Annotated in this window: 17 protein-coding genes; 6 read left to right on the forward strand and 11 right to left on the reverse strand. The window is 49.6% G+C overall.

The features are described 5' to 3' along the window. Positions 1-92 precede the first annotated feature (92 nt). The 4 genes from IPP66_09255 to IPP66_09270 all read right to left on the reverse strand — a co-directional run bounded on the left by IPP66_09255 (position 93) and on the right by IPP66_09270 (position 4,374). Positions 93-2,480, reverse strand: coding sequence for an ABC transporter permease (locus IPP66_09255; protein MBK9925465.1), 2,388 nt, complete (start codon positions 2,478-2,480; stop codon positions 93-95). Continuing rightward, positions 2,477-3,190 (reverse strand): ABC transporter ATP-binding protein, encoded by a 714-nt coding sequence (locus IPP66_09260; GenBank protein MBK9925466.1) that lies wholly within the window; start codon positions 3,188-3,190, stop codon positions 2,477-2,479. Before IPP66_09260 ends, IPP66_09255 begins: the two co-directional genes overlap by 4 nt. A 165-nt stretch (positions 3,191-3,355) precedes the next feature. Continuing rightward, a complete protein-coding gene (locus IPP66_09265) occupies positions 3,356-3,973 on the reverse strand; it encodes a hypothetical protein (GenBank protein MBK9925467.1) in 618 nt (205 codons plus the stop codon). After that, a complete protein-coding gene (locus tag IPP66_09270) occupies positions 3,961-4,374 on the reverse strand; it encodes a hypothetical protein (GenBank protein ID MBK9925468.1) in 414 nt (137 codons plus the stop codon). The genes IPP66_09265 and IPP66_09270 overlap by 13 nt, the downstream gene beginning before the upstream one ends. Before the next feature lie 2,335 nt (positions 4,375-6,709). Between IPP66_09270 and IPP66_09275 the strand changes: the two genes are divergently transcribed. After that, positions 6,710-7,495 (forward strand): site-specific DNA-methyltransferase, encoded by a 786-nt coding sequence (locus tag IPP66_09275; GenBank protein ID MBK9925469.1) that lies wholly within the window; start codon positions 6,710-6,712, stop codon positions 7,493-7,495. Position 7,496: 1 nt separating this feature from the next. Beyond that, positions 7,497-8,015, forward strand: a complete 519-nt coding sequence (locus IPP66_09280) for a hypothetical protein (protein MBK9925470.1) — start codon at positions 7,497-7,499, stop codon at positions 8,013-8,015. Here the strand turns inward: IPP66_09280 and lysA are convergent, their stop codons facing one another. Together lysA and IPP66_09290 are read right to left on the reverse strand one after the other, a co-directional pair. Further along, positions 8,016-9,359 carry a diaminopimelate decarboxylase gene (gene lysA, locus IPP66_09285; GenBank protein ID MBK9925471.1) on the reverse strand — a complete coding sequence of 448 codons (1,344 nt, stop codon included), beginning with the start codon at positions 9,357-9,359 and terminating at the stop codon, positions 8,016-8,018. Positions 9,360-9,373: 14 nt separating this feature from the next. Further along, the gene (locus IPP66_09290; protein ID MBK9925472.1) at positions 9,374-9,751 is read right to left on the reverse strand and encodes a hypothetical protein; all 378 of its coding nucleotides are present in this window, start codon (positions 9,749-9,751) and stop codon (positions 9,374-9,376) included. 152 nt (positions 9,752-9,903) lie between these two features. Between IPP66_09290 and mce the strand changes: the two genes are divergently transcribed. Together mce and tilS are read left to right on the forward strand one after the other, a co-directional pair. Then, positions 9,904-10,308: a methylmalonyl-CoA epimerase gene (gene mce, locus IPP66_09295; protein MBK9925473.1), complete on the forward strand. Its 405-nt coding sequence runs from the start codon at positions 9,904-9,906 to the stop codon at positions 10,306-10,308. Between the two features lie 70 nt (positions 10,309-10,378). Further along, positions 10,379-11,806 (forward strand): tRNA lysidine(34) synthetase TilS, encoded by a 1,428-nt coding sequence (gene tilS, locus IPP66_09300; protein ID MBK9925474.1) that lies wholly within the window; start codon positions 10,379-10,381, stop codon positions 11,804-11,806. 39 nt (positions 11,807-11,845) lie between these two features. On the opposite strand, the gene IPP66_09305 is transcribed toward tilS, so the two are convergent. The 3 genes from IPP66_09305 to IPP66_09315 all read right to left on the reverse strand — a co-directional run bounded on the left by IPP66_09305 (position 11,846) and on the right by IPP66_09315 (position 16,328). After that, positions 11,846-12,745 (reverse strand): site-specific integrase, encoded by a 900-nt coding sequence (locus tag IPP66_09305; protein ID MBK9925475.1) that lies wholly within the window; start codon positions 12,743-12,745, stop codon positions 11,846-11,848. A gap of 100 nt (positions 12,746-12,845) precedes the next feature. Further along, complete coding sequence (locus IPP66_09310; GenBank protein MBK9925476.1) at positions 12,846-13,955, reverse strand: helix-turn-helix domain-containing protein; 1,110 nt, start codon at positions 13,953-13,955, stop codon at positions 12,846-12,848. A 111-nt stretch (positions 13,956-14,066) separates the two neighbouring features. Next, entirely contained in the window at positions 14,067-16,328 is a 2,262-nt protein-coding gene (locus tag IPP66_09315; protein MBK9925477.1) for a hypothetical protein, read from the reverse strand. A gap of 119 nt (positions 16,329-16,447) precedes the next feature. Between IPP66_09315 and IPP66_09320 the strand changes: the two genes are divergently transcribed. Together IPP66_09320 and IPP66_09325 are read left to right on the forward strand one after the other, a co-directional pair. Beyond that, positions 16,448-16,606, forward strand: a complete 159-nt coding sequence (locus IPP66_09320; protein MBK9925478.1) for a hypothetical protein — start codon at positions 16,448-16,450, stop codon at positions 16,604-16,606. Between the two features lie 76 nt (positions 16,607-16,682). After that, positions 16,683-17,612 (forward strand): polyprenyl synthetase family protein, encoded by a 930-nt coding sequence (locus tag IPP66_09325; GenBank protein MBK9925479.1) that lies wholly within the window; start codon positions 16,683-16,685, stop codon positions 17,610-17,612. Between the two features lie 18 nt (positions 17,613-17,630). Here the strand turns inward: IPP66_09325 and IPP66_09330 are convergent, their stop codons facing one another. Both IPP66_09330 and IPP66_09335 read right to left on the reverse strand, forming a co-directional pair. After that, the gene (locus IPP66_09330) at positions 17,631-18,332 is read right to left on the reverse strand and encodes a response regulator transcription factor (protein ID MBK9925480.1); all 702 of its coding nucleotides are present in this window, start codon (positions 18,330-18,332) and stop codon (positions 17,631-17,633) included. 252 nt (positions 18,333-18,584) lie between these two features. Next, entirely contained in the window at positions 18,585-20,033 is a 1,449-nt protein-coding gene (locus IPP66_09335) for an LCP family protein (protein MBK9925481.1), read from the reverse strand. Between the last annotated feature and the right edge of the window lie 2 nt (positions 20,034-20,035).

Here is a 20,035-nt window from a genome sequence, read left to right on the forward strand (position 1 = left end):
ACTCCTTGTTGTGATTTTCAGTTAATGTAGGGGCGACCCACCCAGCGAGAGTAAAGTACATCAAAGGTATTGAAGGGTCGCCCTTACTGGATTTATTCATATGCCAGTACCTGCGTCACAGTGAGACGCACGGCACGCAGGGCAGGAAAGAGACTTGCAAATATCGAGATGACGATGACGAGAACTGCCCAGATGAGGATCCCGCCAATTGAGAACGAGGCAGGTACGGGGTAGTCCATGAACGAGAGTCCGATCTCACGAGCGAGGAAAGTGCTAATAGGCAGGGAAAAGACAATCGCCAGAACCCAGCTCATCATCCCGATCAAAAGACCTTCGATGATAACGATGCGAAATACTGCCTGGCTTGGTGCACCGAAGGCACGCATCACGCCGATCTCACGGGTGCGCTCGATGACGTTGAGACTCATCGTGCCCATCAAGCCCAGCCCGCCAACCGTGGCAAGCACAACGGTCATGACCATGAGTAGGGCAACGATGATCGCAAAGGCACCGTCAATTTCTTCACGTTCTTCGGCGATGAGGAAGTTCGAGAGCACACGGATGCCCGCACGATCGAACTCCTTTTCAACGGCGCTTGTGACCTGACGTTGTGTTTCGAGATCACGTGCATCGAGCGTGAAGACGATGGCATTGGCACGGTTGGGTTCACGCACATGACGTGCATAGGCGTCGTAATCCATCACGGTGAAATACCCGATGGTGCTGTTGCCCATCATTTGCATCACGCCCGCCACACGATACGTTTCTTCACGTCCTTCGATCTTGATCGTGATGAGACTGCCAATGTGAATGTTCGGTTCGTTGGCGATCAAACCAGGGCTGACAAGAATTGAATCAGCACCGCTTGTTATGCCTTGACCTTCAACAATCGGCGGATCGAGCAAGTCGGTGTTGGCGGGAGGCGCCATGAGATAGAGGTTGTCACTTTCGGATCCATCGGGACGCACGTAACGACCGATGGTGAAACCCCACGCTTCGGCTCTTCCCACGCCTTCAACTGATTCAGCGATATTGATCATCTTCTCCGCTGGGACATGGTCATCCACTGCCAGCCAGGCATCGTAGTTCCAGAAACCAAGCATCTGGTCGAGAGAGTCGTTGAGTGAGGCTTGCAGGTTGACAATGCCCATAAAGATCGCACCTGCGAACGTCAATGTGACGAGTGAGAGGATGAGGCGTCCACGTTTGCGAAATGGATTACGGAGAGCCAGCAACAGGTCACGTGTGAAGCGGGGGAAGCGGTTGAGGATGGCATCCATGAAGCCTGCTCCACGCCAGACTTGGTTGATCCCGTATTCGCTGAGAACTTTTGCAGGTGAAACTTTTGTCCCGCTCAAAATGGAAGGTGCGGCGGCGATCAACGGGACGATCAATCCAACAGCGAATTGGGTCAGCAATGCAGGGAGCGTGTACTGCACTTTGGGTGCATCGAAGTTGACCAACTCGGCTACGAATTTGGCGAGAGCGTTTGCGCCGATATTGCTGAACGGGATGGCAAGCAGACAGGCGGCAAGCCCGAGGAGAATTACCGTGCCGAAATACAAACCGATGATCTGCATGGAACGTGCGCCGATGGCTTTCATGATGCCGATCTGTTTTTCCTGCTGGGCGATCAATGCCGAGATGACGTTGACCACGAGCAAGCCGCTCAGAAACATGGATAACCCAGCAATAAGACCGAGCAAGATCAACATGGTCTCGATGATGAAGTTCAACGGGTGGACTCCCTGATCGGGCATGGTCTTCTGATACACGGGTAAGCCTTCACTTTTGATTCGATCGGAGGCTTTTTCTGCCAACGCACGGACCTCTGTTGGGCTTGTGGCGCTCGCATCAAGATAGAGCTCGTTATAGCCTTCGGGCTGTCCCATCCAGCGGATCGTGTCCATGTTGACGTAGCCATACACCCAACCTTCGATGACAGGTGGAATGCGATACAGATCGTGCACGATGCCTGTCACACGCAATGTATATTTTTTGCCTTCGGGTGTCTTGACCAGAATTTCATCGCCAGGCTCGAGTCCGAGATAGATCATGGTGGCACGTTCGAGCAGGACTTCGCCTTTTTCGGGCGGGTAGTTTCCACTTTGTTCGTAGACTTTCAGCAGGCGTTGGTCTTCGTAATCGGCGAGGGCATACAACGTCAGGTCACGCCATGTTTCGCCTTTGCCGTCGAGTGAGATGCGGAGGGGCAGAGCACGACGACCTTCGGCTTCATCCACACCCTTCATGTGTCGCATGGATGTGACGAAGTCATCGTCGAGCATTGGCTCGGTCTTGAGGATGATGTCTGCGGGGCGCATGTCAGCGTATTGTGCGGCGAGGGAGGTGGTGAGCGCCTGCTGGGTGGAGACGATCATGCCAAGCGCAAAGACGCCGACAGCGATGGAGAGAATCACCAACGTTGTACGTGAGCGGTTGTTCCACAGGTCACGGTAAACTTTTTTCCAGCGGGTCATGATGAAACCTTTCCGTTCACATCGTTCACGATCGCACCATCTGCAATGTGGAGTTGACGCCCTGCACGGCGGGCAAGGTCAGGATCGTGGGTGACCATCAGGATGGTCTTGCCGAGGCTGGTGAGTCGTTCGAAGAGGGAGAAGACAGCAGCGGCGGTTTTCGAATCGAGGTTGCCTGTCGGTTCGTCGGCGGCGAGGATGGGAGGGTCAGTGGCGAGGGCACGGGCAATGGCGACACGTTGTTGTTGTCCACCTGAGAGTTTGGCGGGCAGTTTGTTGGCGTGTTCTTCGATCTCCATCAAGCGGAGGAGTTCCAGTGCCCGATTGCGGCGTTCGGTGAAGATGGGTGTGGCACAGAAGTCCATGGGTAGCATCACGTTTTCGAGTGCAGTCAAGGTGGGAAGTAATTGGAAGAATTGAAAGACCACGCCGATGGTGCGTCCACGCCAGATGGCTAGTTTGTTCTCGCCAAGCCTTTCGACCTTCTCACCACCGACAAGGATCTCGCCATCAGTTGGACGGTCGAGTCCAGTAATCATGTTAATGAGTGTTGTCTTGCCACTGCCCGATTTGCCAACGATCGCCACAAATTCACCTGCGTTGATATGCAGGTCAACGCCTTTGAGCGCCATGAAGAGACCAGCGTCAGTTTGATAAGATTTGGTGACGGCGTTCAGGTCAATGAGAGGGGATGATGTTGTAAGTGCCATGAGTCTCCTTGTGAGAAGTTTTTTGGATTCAAGTAGCTTGCTACTTGCGCAACAGCAAGCTGTTGCATTCCAAACAAAAACTCCTCGGGTGTATCTTTTTGTCTAAGATACTCTCCGAGGAGAAGTTTGTCGGCGCTCAAAAGGAGTAGAAAAGAGGTATTTTTGTTAATCTCCAAATACAAGCTTACAGTAATCTTTATATCCGTCCCATTTTATAAGGTTAGCGTCATAAATTTGGCTTTCGTCAATTGCGTCAACTGCTGTTAATCTTAGTAACAGGACATACTGTGTTTTAGTGATGCCTTTGGATGGCGTGTCAGGATTGTCTATGTGAGCAAAGATACCGTCATCCATAAACCAAAGGTGACTGCCAAGACACTCATTGACGCCATCAACCAGAACATAAGTTGGGTTGCCTAAAACGGATAGTAAATCATCAACACTGATCATTTCGTTCAGAGAAATGTACACCTCTTGAACAACCTCCTTGTTGATACTAAAACTACCTTTGTTTAGCAAATCGTCGTTGTTTGCAGAAAAATCTATCCAATTCTCCTCGATACTAATTCTTTCTTCTCCGTATTTTTCTATCAGTATTTCTTTTGCACTTTCTGAGCTCGTTAGACCAGGTTGAATGCCTTCCCAGCAAAGTGGAATACAGTTATCTGAACGCAGATTTTCCTGCAACTTTAGTGCGCTTTCTGACGATCTCTGACAGGCAGAAATTATCAGAAGTATTCCGACTATCGATAAGATTTTATTGAATGGTTTTACTCTATCCATTCTAATTTCTTTGCCAGCATGACCGCCTGAGTGCGGTTGGCGACTCCCATCTTGGACAAAATATTCCCCACATGTTTTTTGACCGTGTTCAATGTGAGTACACGTTCTTCGGCGATCTCCTGGTTGCTTTTGCCAGCCGCAAGGAGTTGGAGAATGTCGAGTTCACGACGGGTGAGCGGCGAGAGGGGATGGAGTTCAGGTGTTTGATCGGTAGTTGGCAATTGGTAATTGGCAGCTTCCTTGCGAAGAAGATTGGTGATCTCGTCAACGTATATGTGCGGGGCGTGGAGTTTGTTATGGTACTGTTCGAGTATGTGCAAGAGTTGCTTACTCTCATCGGCAAAGACGCGGACGTATCCGCTTTGGGCACCGAGGGTCAACGCGTGAGATAAACTTTCAATTGTGTTCGCATGATCTGATGTGGCATGATACATATACGCTTTCAAAATGGATGCCTCGATAACGGGCGTCACTCGTTCACGACGTTCAGCTTCCGCTATCAGTGTGGATAAAGTTTCGAGAATCGCTGAGGCAGGTTCGGAGTCAGTTTGAAGCGTTGCTATTTTGGCACGCAAAAGCACCAGTTGTGTACATTCCCAAAGATAGGAATATATCCCTCCACTGGTCTTTTCCAGTTCATATGTTTTTATCAATTGCTGTGCTTTGAGCAGATTCCCTTGTAATAGATTCAAACGAGTGAGTTGTATCGCCACAAACGCATCATCGAGTATCGAGACACTGCCTTCTGCAACCTGCATGGCACGTTCGAGTTCATCATATGCTTCATCCCAATTTCCTGTTGCTGCCTTCAAACGAGCGAGCGCTATGCGCCCGTCCATGCTCGAAATGGGTTGCCATACCTGACAATGTGCGATGCCCTGTTCAAGATGACGGGTTGCTTCATCGAATCGATTCAATTCGCGCAACAATTCACCGTAACTGACAAATGGCATGCCAAGTAGAAATGTATGCCTGCCAAGAGTCTCACTTGCGTATTGAATGACCTGTTGGAACATGCGCTCTGCCAACCCTAACGCACCTCGCACTTGCCTCGCCTCACCGATCTGCACCATTGCGACAATGGTCACAAGAATATCGTTTTTGGGCTTGCTGATTGTAACTGTCTCATTGAAGGAATCAAGTGCAAGAGCTGTGTTGCCAAGCATCACATGATGCAAACCGAGATTGAGGTGCAAAAGACTATGAAGCAAATCATCCTGTTCGGCGAGAAGGACGAATGCCTCGGAGATTTCATCTGCTGCGGCAATCCTGCCCGCGAAGATACCTGTCAGGATTCGGAGGGACTTCGCTTCGCCTCTAAGCCGAGGGTTGCTCCCTATTTCATCAAGCGGGATCAGCGCCTCAGCCTTTTCTGCACATGCCTGTGCCTCAGCAGAGTTCAACCCGATGATGCTTGCCCATCCCTTCGCCAACCACAAGCGCGGACGACTCTCCATCAGTGCAGGCGGTAATGTGGACAGCCATTCAAGCAACGCTGAATGTTCGCCACGCTGTACCATATCAAGGTAATGAGCTTCGAGCAAACTGGCGGCACGTTCAAAGTCTTCGGCATGTGTGGCGTAGTGGATGGCTTCATCGAGCAGATTGTTCTCTTCGAACCACAAGCTGGCTTCGTGATACTGTTGGCTTGCCTGTTCGGGCGGAAGCTGGCGACGCAGGAACTCGGTGAAGAGTGCATGATAGCGGAACCATGTGCCTGATGTATCGAGAGGAACAAGGAAGAGGTTGGCACGTTCGATGTGACCAAGAATGTCAGTGGGGGAATCGGTTCTTACATACTGTGTACTGCGTAATACGTAATCCATGACTGATGCACTGAACCGATCGAACAATGCAGAGACTTTGAGAAACTCCTGCACTTCAGCCGACTCGCGTCGGAGAACTTCTTCGGCGAGATAATCAAAGATGTGAGTTTGTCCCGCAGGGATGTTCCAATCAAAAGGCTGACGGGCAAGGGCAAGACCTGCGAGTTGCAGTCCCACCGCCCAACCTTCCGTGGATTGATTCAACCGTTCGACCTGTTCTGGTGTGAGAGATGTTCCCATCTGCTCGAGAAACGCACGGACCTCATCTGCATTGAAACGCAAGTCAACTGAGTTGATCTCCACCACCTGATCGAGCGCACGCGGACGTGTAAGCGAAAGCTCAGGCATCGTGCGTGATGTCACAGCGATATGCATTTGTGGGGGGCAATGCTCCAGAATGGATTGGATGATCGTGTTAACTTCGGCCTCGTTTACAGTGTGATAGTCATCGAGGATGAGGGCAAAGTCGTTTGGTATCTCGCTCAAATCATTGACAAGCGAAAACAGAATGGCTTCCTCACTTATCGCTTGTCCGCCACGTAACATGGCAAGTGTCGTTTGCCCGATTTGTGGGGAAAGTTGTTGCAGTGAGTAAATTACATAGGAAAGAAAGCGTTCGGGTGCGCGGTCAGCTTGTTCGAGTGAGAGCCACGCCACAGGCATGGATGTGTTCCGTGTCCATGTGGCGATGATCGTCGTTTTGCCAAACCCTGCAGGTGCAACGATCAACGTCAACGCACGCTTCATCCCCTCGTTGATGCGCTCGATGAGACGAGGCCGCTCGACACGGTTGGTCCGTGGGGCTGGGATGGATGTCTTGGTGCGAAGAAGCGGGAGCATGGTGGGATTATACATCGCTCGTTACCTTTGTCTGGGTTGGTGTACCCTATGAACTGGTAAAATTCCATCCATGCCGAAGAAGAAAACTCTGTATTACCAAACAGAAAACCTGACCATCCTCAACGATGACATTCTGAAGACAACCACCATTGAGCATGGGTCTGTAGATTTAGTCGTTACGTCCCCGCCGTATAACGTGGACATCCAATACAACTCGCACAAGGACGATGTGTCGTATGCGGAGTATTTGGAGTTCTCCGAAAAGTGGATGACGCAATGTTATAACTTCTTGAAAGATGATGGGCGTTTTTGTTTGAATGTCCCACTTGATAAGAATAAGGGCGGGCAACAAAGCGTGGGCGCGGACTTTACTACGCTGGCCAAGAAAATCGGCTTCAAGTATCACTCCACAGTGATTTGGAACGAAGGCAATATCTCTCGTCGTACGGCCTGGGGTTCATGGATGAGCGCCTCGGCTCCGTTCGTGATTGCGCCAGTTGAGTTGATTATCATCTTCTGCAAAAACACATGGAAGAAAACCAGCGGAAGTAAACAATCCGACGTCACTCGCGATGAATTCATGGCGTGGACGAACGGCCTGTGGACGTTCAACGGCGAAAGTAAAAAGAGGATCGGTCACCCGGCGCCATTTCCGCTTGAGTTGCCAAGGCGTTGCATCAAATTGTTTAGTTATGTCGGAGATACAGTGCTCGATCCGTTCATGGGGAGCGGTACAACGCTTGTTGCCGCAGGAGCGCTTGGGCGTAAGGGGATCGGCGTGGATGTAGATAAAGGCTATTGCAAGCTGGCGCAGGCTCGTATTGAGAAAGAAGCGGGGCTCGTCCAATCAGAATAAGATGTTCACACGAAACAAACGCAACCAGTACGATAAAAAGGATTCGCTTGAGTTGGGGCAAAACGCGGAGAGTCAGTTTGTGTTTGTTGCGCGGCGAAATGGTTGGAAAGTTGTCGAAGCATCGAAAGAGGGGAATATCGAGGATCACTATGATTATGAGATCTCAAAAGACGATCAACATCTCAAAGTCGATGTAAAAAGCAAGAAACGTGTTTCGAGGAAAGAAAACGTTCAAGATGATTTTATTTGGGTTGAATTTAGAACGGTGAGAGATACGAAGGGCTGGCTGTTTGGAAGTGCCGATCTCATTGCTTTTGAAAATCAAAAAGGATTCAAGATCGTCGAGCGTAAAGCATTGGTGCGTCTCATCAATAAGCTTGTAGATGTGGGGGGAGTCAAAGTCAAGTCGCCTGAAGATGCCTTGTATAAAACGTACACGCGTAAGGGACGCCCCGACGAGATGACGTTGATCAAGGCCACAGACCTTGATTCCATTCTTTGGGCCGAGTGGCCTTTATAATTACGCGTCGCGCTTAAAAAGATCGTCTGTTGTTTCCCTTCGCACGATCAACTTCGCATTCCCCTCGTCCAACATCAACACGGCTGGCCTGCGTGCGCCATTGTAATTCGACGACATGCTCAAGTGATACGCACCCGCCACAGGGATCGCGATTAATTCTCCCTCTTCAACTTTTGGCATGGGCAGGTTCTCAAGGATGATATCTCCCGACTCGCAATATGGCCCCGCGATCGACACACGCTCGCTTCTTTCTCTCCCGACGCCTGCTACCGTTAAACAAGAATATCTCGCCCCGTATAACGCAAACCGTGGATTGTCCGCCATGCCACCATCGGTGAGTAGCCAGGTTTTGTCACCACGCCTTTTGATCGCACCAACGCGATAGATCGCTACGCCCGCCCGCGCAATAAGACTTCGCCCCGGCTCTAGATGCAAATGAGGGAGGGAAAGTCCGCGTGCCAGACAGCCTTCAACAACTGCTTCCGCGATTCCGCGCACATAACTTTCAATGGACGGATTGGGCAATTCGTCTTCATGATACGCCACACCCCATCCGCCGCCGGGACAGAAATGCCATTCGCCTTTGAAGCCGATTTCTTTGGCAAGGTCGAGTGCCATGTCAATTGCAGGGATCAATGGTTCCGGGTCGCGGAAGTTGGAACCTTGGTGGAAGTGAATGCCTGTGAGTGGGAGATCGTGCTCTTTGCAATACTTCGCCGCTTCAAGAATCTCTTCTCGCGTCATGCCGAACTTGCTGTCGTGTTGACCGGTCTGTGTATGGGCGTGGTGCGTGGAGACAGCAACGCCCGGCAGAAGGCGAAGCCAGATAGTAATGTCACTCTGAGGGAGCGATTGTTGCGACCGAAGAGTCTCGCTCGTTTTTGGTAGAGACCCTTCGCTACCGCTCAGGGTGACATAAAGTCTTTTAAGCTCTGTTAAATTATCTACAACAATTGTTCCTGCGTACTTGATCGCGGATTTCAGATCGTCAACCGATTTATTGACCCCATGCACAAGGATGTGTTCGCGCGGAACGCCTCCAGCCACTGCTATAGCGATCTCTCCTTCACCGGTGCAATCTACAAAGAGATCGTGTCCCTGAGTCCATTCGGCGATGGCTTTGCAGAGAAAAGCTTTGCCCGCATACGTGATGTGAGAGGGAGCGGGGTAGTAGGCGGACAAGGCGTCCGTGTAGGATTTGACGGAAGAGGCCAGGGTGGATAAATCGTAAATGTATAACGGAGTCAGGTACTGGTCCACGAGAGAGGCGAGATCGTGTCCGGCGATGGTCAGTTTGTCGTTTTGGATTTTGGTCGAGTCGGGGAAGAGCGCAAGGCGATCCATGAATTGAGTCGTTGTTATTTGCCGAAGAAGAGTTCCCACCACGCTTCCCACTCTTGCATGGGTGTTGGGGCTGGGATGGGCGTGCTCATTTCAATGGGTGCGGCGCCGGGCGCTCCCACAGGGACGACCGGTAGATCGCCATCTTTGATGTAATGCCCGTCAGTGCGTGCCCATTCTTCAACAGACAAGGTCGAATTGGCAAATGTCACAGCTACTTGCAGGGCCGCCTGAGTTTGTAGCGCTTGTGTAGCTTGCGCCTGAACAATATGGGCCTGCTCGTTCAGGAGGCTGAGTTCTTCGAGACGGCGGTTAAAGCCCAGAACGACGAAGACCAGCATAACGATACCGATGGCCACAAGCACACGGCGCACATTAATGGGAATGGTTGGCATGTGCCAATCTTAATCGTTATCGAACTCTCTGGCAAGCGACGACACCCAACATGGTCGTAAAGTGTGTTTTTAAATTGTGGGTGCGGATATTATATAATCGGGCCTCGGGAGTTATGGGGAAGCCCAAAGTCTTTGTATTATTGGAGAATAAAATGCCTCAAGTTAAACAGATCAATCATGTGGCCGTTGTTGTAGACAATATGGAAAAGGCGCTTTCCTTCTGGCGTGATGCCTTGGGAATGGAATTACACGAACTCCGCGATGTGCCTGCCGAAAAATCGCAGGTGGCTTTCCTTCCGCTTCCCGGCTCAGAAGTAGAACTGGTCATGCCCACTACAGACGACTCGGGTATCGCCAAATATCTTGCCAAGCGCGGGGCGGGTATGCATCACATCTGCCTCGAAGTGGACGATATCGAAGGCATGATGGCGCAATTGCGCTCGAAGGGTGTGCGCCTCATCAATGAGGAGCCGCGCACTGCCGCCGACGGAAAGAAGTACGCTTTTATCCATCCCGAAAGCACATCTGGTGTCTTGGTGGAGTTGTACCAGATATAAAGTGACCTTGTAACTTATTGACCAAAACAATTAAAGAACCTTTGTTGATTTCTGTGTTGTAATTGATGCAATGTTTGAAAACATCGAATCCGTCTTAAGTGAGCAATGCGGCCTGACCAAAGATCAGCCGATCATTGCAGGTATTTCTGGTGGCCCTGATAGTATGTGTCTCCTTGGTATTCTGCGGGAGACCGGCTACCGGGTTATTGTTGCGCATTTCAACCACAAACTGCGTTCTGATGCAGATGCCGACGCCAACGCTGTTGAACAAGCTGCCAGCCGCATGAACTTTGCCTCCGTGATCGAGAGTGGGGATGTGCATGAGTACGCCCGTACTGAAAAATTGTCCATTGAAGAGGCCGCGCGCAATATGCGCTATCGTTTTCTCTTGGCGCAAGCACGGCGCTTCAAGGCGCAAGCCTTGGCGGTCGGGCACACAGCCGATGACCAAGTGGAAACCGTCCTCATGCATTTCATTCGTGGTGCTGGGCTGGCTGGGCTCAAAGGCATGAACTACCGCACGATCCTCCCGATGTTCGACGAAACGATACCCATCGTCCGTCCGTTGTTGGATATCTGGCGCGAGGAGACAGTGGTGTATTGTGCGGCGCATGGACTTCGTCCGCGTCATGATCCCAGCAACGATTCGCTCGACTTTTTCCGCAACCGCTTGCGTAATCAGCTCATCCCTGTTTTGGAATCTTATAATCCGCGCTTTCGTGATGCCATCTGGCGCACCTCGCGCTCTCTAACGGGCGATCATGAGATTCTTTCCTATGTTTTGGATGATGTGTGGAAGGCTTGTGTTGTCCAACAAACATTGGACTACGTCTCGTTTGATTCGGCCTCCCTGGCCAAGCAATCGCTCGGACTCCAACGACACCTGATTCGGCGTGCTATTGAGCTTCTTCACCCCGAAGGCTTAAACCTGACTTTTGCCACTCTCGAACGTGCCACAAAGTTTATCAACTCTCCTGAACAACAACGCACCGATCTGGCAGGCGGCATGCACCTTTTGCGTGAAGGCTCGTCGATCTATATGCTCGCTGATACTTCTGATCTGCCCATCGAGCGCTGGCCCCAAATGCCTGATGTAAGCAACACGATCCCTTTGCGGCTTCCGAATTCAATCATGTTATCGGGTGGGTGGAAGTTAACTTGCGAACGTTGGAACATCGCTTCTCTGGCCATGGAACAAGCGCATGCGAACAGTGATCCCTTCCAAGTCTGGCTTGACGCCAAGTTGGTCTCCGATGAGCTTGAACTGCGTGCCCGTCACGATGGTGACCGTTTTGAGCCTTTGGGCATGGACGGGCACGAGATGAAGATCTCCGATTTCTTTATCAACGTCAAATTGCCCCATCGTGCACGTGATCGCTGGCCCTTGTTGTGTATGGGATCAAAAGTGGTATGGGTGCCCGGTTATCGCCCCGCGCATTCTTTCCGCTTGACAGAGTCATCCCGGCAAGCGTTGTATTTTTCAATGACACGAGGCTAAAAAAGAGACGGTCACTTTGTGACCGTCTCTTTTTTGATCTTATTCTTTACTTCCCGCTAACTGTTTTAACTTAATGAACAACTCTCGCCACTGGATCTTGGAAACTCCCAGCTTCTGGCGGATTTTATCTGGTTCTTCGCCTGCATTGAAATCGTTCAAGGCGCATGTCCAGCGACACATATCAAAAGAAAGATGTTTTGTCAGACCGGCTTCGTTGCTGATATCTTCAAGTAGATATTCCAATCTACGAGGTGACCAAGGGAAGAGCTTTTCTTCGGGCTTGTATTGGGCAAGATACTCCTCATAGGCGGTTACCCAATCCTCGGGCAGGATCAGCTTTCTCTCTTTGTAACGATTCGCAGGAGTCGGATACTTGATGAATATCTGAGGCCCGTTGGGGGAATCCAATTCAAGGTGTTCGAGCAAAAGCCCCAATGTTTCGCTCTTTTTGATACCGGTGGTCAACAAAAGATATACCAACGCATACGGACGGGCGTCGGGCTTTGTGGCGCGGCGATGGCGGTCTGCGACGAGCAGGACTTCGTCATATTCCTTGGGCGTAAGCACAGTGGGGAGGGGACTGATGGCAGAGCGTTGTGCCACCTTTTCAGCAGGGTCAACGACCAGTACACCGTATTGATGCAACCAGCGGAACAATGACTTGACCGCCGTAATGCGCCGAGCGAGGGTTTTGGGACTGCACGGAACATCGCGCTCTTTTTCCATCCACTCGAAGTAGCGGTTGAGGTCTTTGGTAGTGACCTTGCCGATCGCTACACCATCGGAAAGGAAAGTGGTCAGCAAACGCACATCCGAAAGGAAGGCTTTGATCGTATTGGGTGAACGCCCCTGGTCTGTAAGGAACATTTCCCACGAGTTAATGGCAGAAGTGAGCGAAGTGTTTTGGTTTAGGTGTGAAGTTAACTTGTTATCAGGCATGACATGCTCCAATTCTTTCTTATCTGCTTTCGCATAGTTTAGCGGGAAAGGGAGGAGATGTCAACTGGGTGAATGCCTCACCGCTTGAGAGATTTGATAATTATTTTCCCCTACTCTTGGCTTGTTGTGCTGAAATGAAGATTACCCCCATAACAGCAAGAACGATAATGGTTACGCCCAGAATTGGTGTAAGAAATACAGGGTAATACTCAAGGAAAAAGAAGCCCCACATAGGGCCGATGAAGGCAACGATAAAGAAGATCCAACCGTCTTTGATGGATAATCTTTTATACGCCAACCATAAATTGTGGGGTACTACATGCGCGGCCATGTTCCCTAGAATTAGCACTAAGGTAGCCGCCGCAATTTCCATCCACACCACATGTCCCAGATTTAAGTAATACGATGCCAGACAAAAAGGGAAAATAAGAAAGTATCCCAGATTGAATCCTATACCAGCACCTTGATAGGTATACAGACGAAGCAAGAATGGACTTGCTGTGTTTTGTTGTTTCCAGTATTCATTATTACTGGTATTGACCAATGCCCCTATCAACAGAGGGATTATGAGAGTGGCACATCCATACATGACGATGGCAGTCAATGCTGAATCTCGGTTTGCGAAAGGCCAATGCAATGACGGACCGATCAACCAAATGCTACTTACCCAAACCACACCCCATAGGACCGTTTTTATGGAAAGTGAAAATCGGTCTGTGATTTTTCGGAGCAACGCGGCGAGAATGCGAGGCCAGGAGGGAGGAGGTCCTTCCTTCGCTTTTTCGACAATTTCTCGAAACTCTTCCTTCGAAATGGGAAATATGCTTTGAACGAGAAGCAATGTGAAAGGAATTTCTTGTTCGTTTGCAGGTGAAGCATATTCCGCCTTCCCGAAGATCTTCTGAATTTCTTCGGAATGAAGAGCATGGTAATTTCCTGCTTTTAGCAATTGATCGGCTTGATCAAGAGTTTGTATCCCGCCACATGTATGTAGAACTTGAATTAGTGCGAGCAATACCTTCCTGTCTTGTGCATTGATCGCACTTTCCCCTCGTTCCCAGTCGCTGATTGCCGCTCCACTAAATCCCAGATCTCCCATTTCATGACCTATCAGTTCGCCCAGACGTTCTTGTGTGAGACGCCTATTCAGGCGATCTGGGTCATTGCTGGTTTGCCGAAAGGAGCGGAGCGTATCACCGAAGGTGGTCACTGATGAATCCCTATTTTAGTAAGCACTTAAGAAAATTCAAGTAACGCTTGTGGATTTTTATCTCGTGCAATTGTATAAAGTCTTCAACAACGAAGTTTTGAACTTTAACAATTAAATAGTATCTTTAGCTTCCCACGATACCTGAATGCGAGTGCCGTGCTTTGGTTTTGAATCGATACGGATCGCGGCACCGATCAAGTCTGCACGTTCATGCATTCCAGCCAGCCCGAAATGTTTGTTAGCCAACATATCGTCTAATTTGAGGCTGATCTCGTCTCGGAATCCGATGCCGTCATCGATCACTTTGACCTCGATCCTTTTTTCGAAAAGTTTGCCTTCAATAACGATGGACTTTGCACGAGCATACTTTGATGCGTTTTCGCAAGCTTCCTGCACAATGCGATAGATGTTTTGCTCCACGATTTCGGGGTATCGAGGCTCACCATCCGCCTCGATATCAGCAATGATATTTACCTTGTCGCGGTGCCTTTCTGAAAGGTTATCGGCCAGCCCATTGAGCGCAAACTTTAACCCATATAAAAGCATTGGGGGTCTAAGATCACCAACGATCTCTCGTACACGGTTGATCAATTCATCATATGATAGTTGGAACTCTGGCGGAAGAGACGCTGGGTCAAGTTTCATCTTCATGGCCGCCATCTCGTTTAGAACGCTATCATGAAGATCGTGAGCAAGATTAACCCGTTCCTGTTCATAACGATGGATGTTGGCACCGTAGACCGCTTTGAGATGCTCCGTTTGAATAATGTTACTCAGAGCTACTGCTGTCTGGTTGGCGAGCGATTGTAGGGACGGGAATTCTACTGGTGAATAGTGATCATCAGGATCGCGACGCCCTAATAGCCATATACCGATCAACTCTGAACCGAATTGCAACGGCAAGGTGAGACGGACCCAGTCAAAGGGTGGATTGTGCTTGGAGAATGGGGACAGATTCCCCTTCGATGAAGAAGCGAATAATTCCATCAACGCATCTTCCGTGACCAGATCCTGAGTCACGTTTTCTGACAGTATCACCTCTGCTGACGTCTTCAAATTTCGAACGAAGGCATATTGTCGTATCAGCAAACTTGGAAACACTTCATCGCGTAATAGTTTTAACAATATGGGCAGGGAGTCGCTTGTGATGATGCGAGCAGAGTAGCTCTCAGCCAGACTTTCATTGGGCAGTTTGATGCCTAGAATACGCTTCTCAACAAATGACTGGAACTTGGGAAATGCCAATATGCTGGCAAGTGCGGTAAACAAAGCGATGATAACTGTGGTGATCGCGATCACATCACGGTTAATCAAAGCAATCTTCGAATATCCAATGATTAATAGAAGCACGAAGCCAAGCGTGATCAGAAAGAGATAGATGGAAATCACGCGGTTTGTACGAATTTCCAGTCCGCCTAGGTTGCGCCGATACAAAATGTAAAAGTATGTTGCTGGAAGGATTGGCAGAGGGAGGAGCGCGAGTGGGCCGATCTTTGAGACGTCTCCTCTGATTCCGATCAGACTGATCAGGAACGTAAAGAACGTGGATGAAAAGGCGGCAATTGCCAGAGTCATCACTTCGCGGCGGTGGTTCGGCTGAAGTAGATAGTGCGCAGCCAAGAGAAGGATGCTTCCACCAAATGCAAGTGCAATGGCGAAAAAATATAAACCGCTAAAAGATTGCGAAAACAACTGCCATATGGTGATTCCTCCGCAAATGACGTAAAAGACGTTTTTCAGCCATTGTGGAATACGACGGAATGACTTTGGAAAAATCCAATGGAAATGCAGGTATGTTGGAAGGATTAACCAGGTAACCGCTCGTAGTAGGATGGCGCTACCGAAAACACGCAAAGAGGAGACACTGCCAAGCATAATGAATGCCCCTGTGAGGTAGTTCGCCGCGACAAACAATCGCCATTGTGTATCCTTGGGTCTCATGAACAATTGGGTGGACATGCCAATGAACCAGAATACATAGGCAAGCCACCATATGTTGAAAAAACGGGCTTGGAACTCGCTTGTGTTGTAACCGGGATATTCCCAGAGAATGGTCACGGACTTTTGGTCGCGCAATACCTCGATCTCAATTTGTTGTCCCGCTTGCATTCCGTCAAAAAAGCTGATCCACTTGTTTTGGCGGTAAGTCTCTATGGAAATGGAGCCTACGCGCTGAATGAAATCACCTATTTTGAGAGGGGGATTGGCCGGTTGGTAGATTTCCAGCAACTCGCCGTTTGATGGATTGAAATAAAAACCAGGATAGGGGGTCTTGAAAAGTAAACCGTACGTGTAAAGGAACAAAAAGAAAAGAACGACGTAAGCGATCAGAATGTCATGCAGGCGCCAGCTTTTTAAGGGGGGATTTTTCATGGCGTTACTTTTTGTTCCTAACTCTAAAGGAGGTGGTTCGATTATAGCGTAGGAATAAAATTCTCTTCAAAGTTTGTTAACAAAAAAGTTCGTTCAAAATACCTAATAGGAGATTCCCCATGAATATGCAAGCATTTTACAAAAGGTTGTCAGTCAAGCCGTCTCGCAAACGCGATGCTCGTTTGACCAACCTGACAGGCGTTTCTCGCTCCCAGATTTTGCAGGCCACACAGGCTGGTACCTGGCTGATCTGGGACCCTGAAACGCCCAAAGCCTGATCTATATCAGGTGAAAATCAACCGCCCACAGAAAGCCCTGTTTTCTGTGGGCGGCAAACTTAAACAAGGAGGTAGGATGAATATTTTTGCTCAAATCGGTCAGGAGTTTTCTGTGTTGCCTCATGTCGCGTCCTGGGGAGATGCACAAAACATATTTCAAAATACATTATCTGGCAGACCTAAACATTGGCTCTTACCGGTGCATGCCTGTAAGGCTGTGGGAGGAGAGCCAAAACAAGCTGTTCTTGCTGTGCTGGCAATTGCCTGTGCGCACATTGGAATTTTGCTGGTAGACGATATGTTGGATGCAGATCCACGTGGTGAATATCACAGGCTTGGGATGGCGGCCTCCGCTAACTTGTCGAGCACGTTTCAGGCGGCCGCTGTATATGCTGTTGCTCGCAGTATACGTGATGATGCATCTAAGCTAGTGGCAATCGAGAGCTTCAATGAGATGTTTCTTTCCACCTCATTTGGGCAATTTTTAGATGTGCAATCACCTGTGAATGAATCTGCTTATTGGAAAGTTACCCAGACCAAGAGCTCACCTTTCTTTGGCGTGGCTTTGCAAATTGGAGCATTAGCCGGTGGGAGTTCGTTGGAAACCGCGAAACAATTGAAGCAATTGGGATGTTTGTACGGGGAAATGATCCAACTCCATGATGATATGCATGACTCGATGGAAATCCCAGCCAACCCAGATTGGCTTCAAGGCAGAAAGCCGTTGCCGATTCTTTTCGCGTCGCAAGTGGAACATCCAGAACGGGAACGCTTCCTTCAATTGAGTCAATCCATTATGGATTTGGATACGCTACAGGAAGCACAGGAGATTTTGATCCATTGTGGAGCGATCAGTTATTGTGCCGACCAGTTGATCCGCAAGCACCAAACTGCAATGAACCTCTTGAAGCACGCCTCTTTAATCGACCCTAAGCCTGTCTCTGAATTATTGGACGAGATCATCGCCCCGGTACATGCACTGCTTAAAACAGTAAACGTGGATTAGTGTTCGTTAGTGGAGATATTACGCGTTAACTTTTTGACGTGGAACGGTAGGGTTGGGAGGGGAGATCAATCCCATTTGACGGGCTTTAGTGACAGCGGCGATACGGGTATGTACGCCAAGTTTGATATATGCCCCTGAGAGTAAATTGCGGACAGTGGAGTTGGAGATCGACATTTTCTTTGCGAGTTCTGCTGTAGAACTGTCAGGGTAGGAAAGGCACAGGGACAACACTTCCAACTGTCGTTTGGCGAGAGGCGGTTCATTTCCCACTGTTCCACCTCGCAGGAGGATGTCGTTTGCCTGACGGCTAAGATGGATCCCGCCACTGAAGATAGACGCCACTACATTTTCTAAATCCCGAAGCGTGGATTGATCGTCTTTGAGGACGTAACCACTGGCGCCTGCCTCCATCACAGCGCGGATCAAACCTCGCTCAGCATGCATACTGATGACGAGAATCGCCAGACCGGGATATTTTTGTAATAGATCAGGCATAACGTGCAGAATTGGATAAGGGTTGGGATTGTCTTCTGAAACGGGAACATTTATATCGAGTAGAAGTACATCAGTAGGATGCTTTTCCAATGAGCTTTGTATTTCATCCCCATAGCTGATAGCTGCCACCACTTCCACCCGGGGGCTATTCCCAAGGCGAAAACGATATCCATCGATGATGGACTGATGATCATCCAAAATTGTCACACGAATCTTTTGTCCCATTTTCAACCCTTTTACTAGTGCCTCAAGGTTATCAGAATAGAGGTGGTAATTCAAGCCCTTCGTACAAAAACAGTACAAATGTCTATGCTTGACTTCTAATTGACCGTTGATGACTGTTGCTGTGAAGTATAAAATATATTTATCTTTAAGGGGGCTGCAGGGGGGACGAATTATGAAGGAGTGAGCACCAAGTGTGTTCACTCCTTTTTGTTTGTTGTAATGAATATGTTGGCGTAAGGAATTTAATGATTTTCACTCTACCAACTTCTCTGGTCTAAAGCACGGCTGATAATCATATCCCAAGATCAAAAGATACTGTGCGGTGCTATTTCCATCCGGTGAAGGGATCAATCCTCCGGGCAGGATGCCCATGACGTTCAAAATCGAGTCGCTTACGGAGCGGTCTTGCACAACAGATTTATCGATCAGAACAGAATAGGCATAATCTTGTCTGTCTGATGGGACGATCTTTGTTTCGTAGCCTGCATAGTTGAGACGGGTGGATGCGAGAGTCTCGTAGCCGGGGATGGATGTGCCGTTCATCACTTCGATGGTGACGGCTTGTCTTTGTATCGTGCGTGTGGACGGTGACACTGCTTCCGTGAGCATTTGCCCGAGCAGGTCTTGATTGGGGGAAAGGACATACGCGCCGCCATCGGTGATCCACGATGTGACGTAAGGCGGGCGGATGTAGTAACTGCGGATGTCGGCACTGGTCATTTTGGGGGCGTAGAGGGAGAGTTGTACCATGTCGGCTAGGCCGAGGTCGGTTTCAACGGAGTCTTTGAAGTTGTTGTAGAGTTCTGGGATACGGGTCAATGTTCCGGCTTGGAGTGCTTGCGTGAAGATCGAGCGGAGCACTTCTTGTTGTCTTCTACCACGGTCAAAGTCACTGGATTTTTGACGGGAGCGGGCGTACCAGAGGGCGAGGTCGCCGTCCATGTGGATGACGCCGGGGCTGACCGTGTAAAGTGCCCAGTTGTTTTCGTTTTGCGGATCATAACTCGGATCTATCAAACGCCAATCTGTGTAGGGGCATACAACAGGAACATCTACGCCTCCGATAGTGTCTACGATCTTACGAAAGCCGTCAAAATCTACCATGGCAGTGTGGTCAATGCGGATGCCGAGGTTGTATTGAATGGTGTCTTTGAGCAGACCAGGTCCGCCACCGGGGTAACCGACAGAGATACCGTGTTGATAAGCGGTGTTGATGCGTTGATTTTCCCAACCGGGGATGAACACCCACAGATCGCGAGGGATCGAGATCAGAGAGACTTGTCCCTCGTTGGGGCGCAGAATGGCAATGACCATTGTGTCTGTGCGGAAGGATGTGCCGGGGCGTTTGTCGGAACCGATAAGCAGGAAGTTGATGGTCTCTTGCCCATTATTGAGGATCTGACTGCCAGATGTATCAATGGTGGGAAGTGGCGCAACCGTATTGATAAGGAAGTTCGGATCAATCGTCGGGGCGATTGTTGGAGTCGCTGCGAGGGGAGTGGAGGTCAGGGATGATGAATCAACTATCGGCTGAGAAAGAAGCGAGCCGGTTGGCGTCCATGAAACAGGCAGGAAGGGAGTCGGTGTGGGAGATGGGTTTGGTGCGGATGTCACCATTGCGAAGGGTAAGGGCGCGGGCGCGTTACTTCCGCATCCAGCAAGCAATATTGCCGCGATGATGATTGGCCGTAGTGATTTCATTA

This window comes from Candidatus Defluviilinea proxima (genome assembly GCA_016721115.1).
Classification (GTDB): Bacteria; Chloroflexota; Anaerolineae; order Anaerolineales; family Villigracilaceae; genus Defluviilinea; species Defluviilinea proxima.

Bases quoted from the DNA above. Each gene is read 5' to 3' on its own strand.
- IPP66_09335 (MBK9925481.1), bottom strand. From the start codon at position 20,033: ATGAAATCACTACGGCCAATCATCATCGCGGCAATATTGCTTGCTGGA.
- IPP66_09290 (MBK9925472.1), bottom strand. From the start codon at position 9,751: ATGCCAACCATTCCCATTAATGTGCGCCGTGTGCTTGTGGCCATCGGT.
- IPP66_09320 (MBK9925478.1), top strand. From the start codon at position 16,448: ATGAATATGCAAGCATTTTACAAAAGGTTGTCAGTCAAGCCGTCTCGC.
- tilS (MBK9925474.1), top strand. From the start codon at position 10,379: ATGTTTGAAAACATCGAATCCGTCTTAAGTGAGCAATGCGGCCTGACC.
- IPP66_09325 (MBK9925479.1), top strand. From the start codon at position 16,683: ATGAATATTTTTGCTCAAATCGGTCAGGAGTTTTCTGTGTTGCCTCAT.
- mce (MBK9925473.1), top strand. From the start codon at position 9,904: ATGCCTCAAGTTAAACAGATCAATCATGTGGCCGTTGTTGTAGACAAT.
- lysA (MBK9925471.1), bottom strand. From the start codon at position 9,359: ATGGATCGCCTTGCGCTCTTCCCCGACTCGACCAAAATCCAAAACGAC.
- IPP66_09260 (MBK9925466.1), bottom strand. From the start codon at position 3,190: ATGGCACTTACAACATCATCCCCTCTCATTGACCTGAACGCCGTCACC.
- IPP66_09255 (MBK9925465.1), bottom strand. From the start codon at position 2,480: ATGACCCGCTGGAAAAAAGTTTACCGTGACCTGTGGAACAACCGCTCA.
- IPP66_09275 (MBK9925469.1), top strand. From the start codon at position 6,710: ATGCCGAAGAAGAAAACTCTGTATTACCAAACAGAAAACCTGACCATC.
- IPP66_09305 (MBK9925475.1), bottom strand. From the start codon at position 12,745: ATGCCTGATAACAAGTTAACTTCACACCTAAACCAAAACACTTCGCTC.
- IPP66_09315 (MBK9925477.1), bottom strand. From the start codon at position 16,328: ATGAAAAATCCCCCCTTAAAAAGCTGGCGCCTGCATGACATTCTGATC.
- IPP66_09330 (MBK9925480.1), bottom strand. From the start codon at position 18,332: ATGGGACAAAAGATTCGTGTGACAATTTTGGATGATCATCAGTCCATC.
- IPP66_09265 (MBK9925467.1), bottom strand. From the start codon at position 3,973: ATGGATAGAGTAAAACCATTCAATAAAATCTTATCGATAGTCGGAATA.
- IPP66_09280 (MBK9925470.1), top strand. From the start codon at position 7,497: ATGTTCACACGAAACAAACGCAACCAGTACGATAAAAAGGATTCGCTT.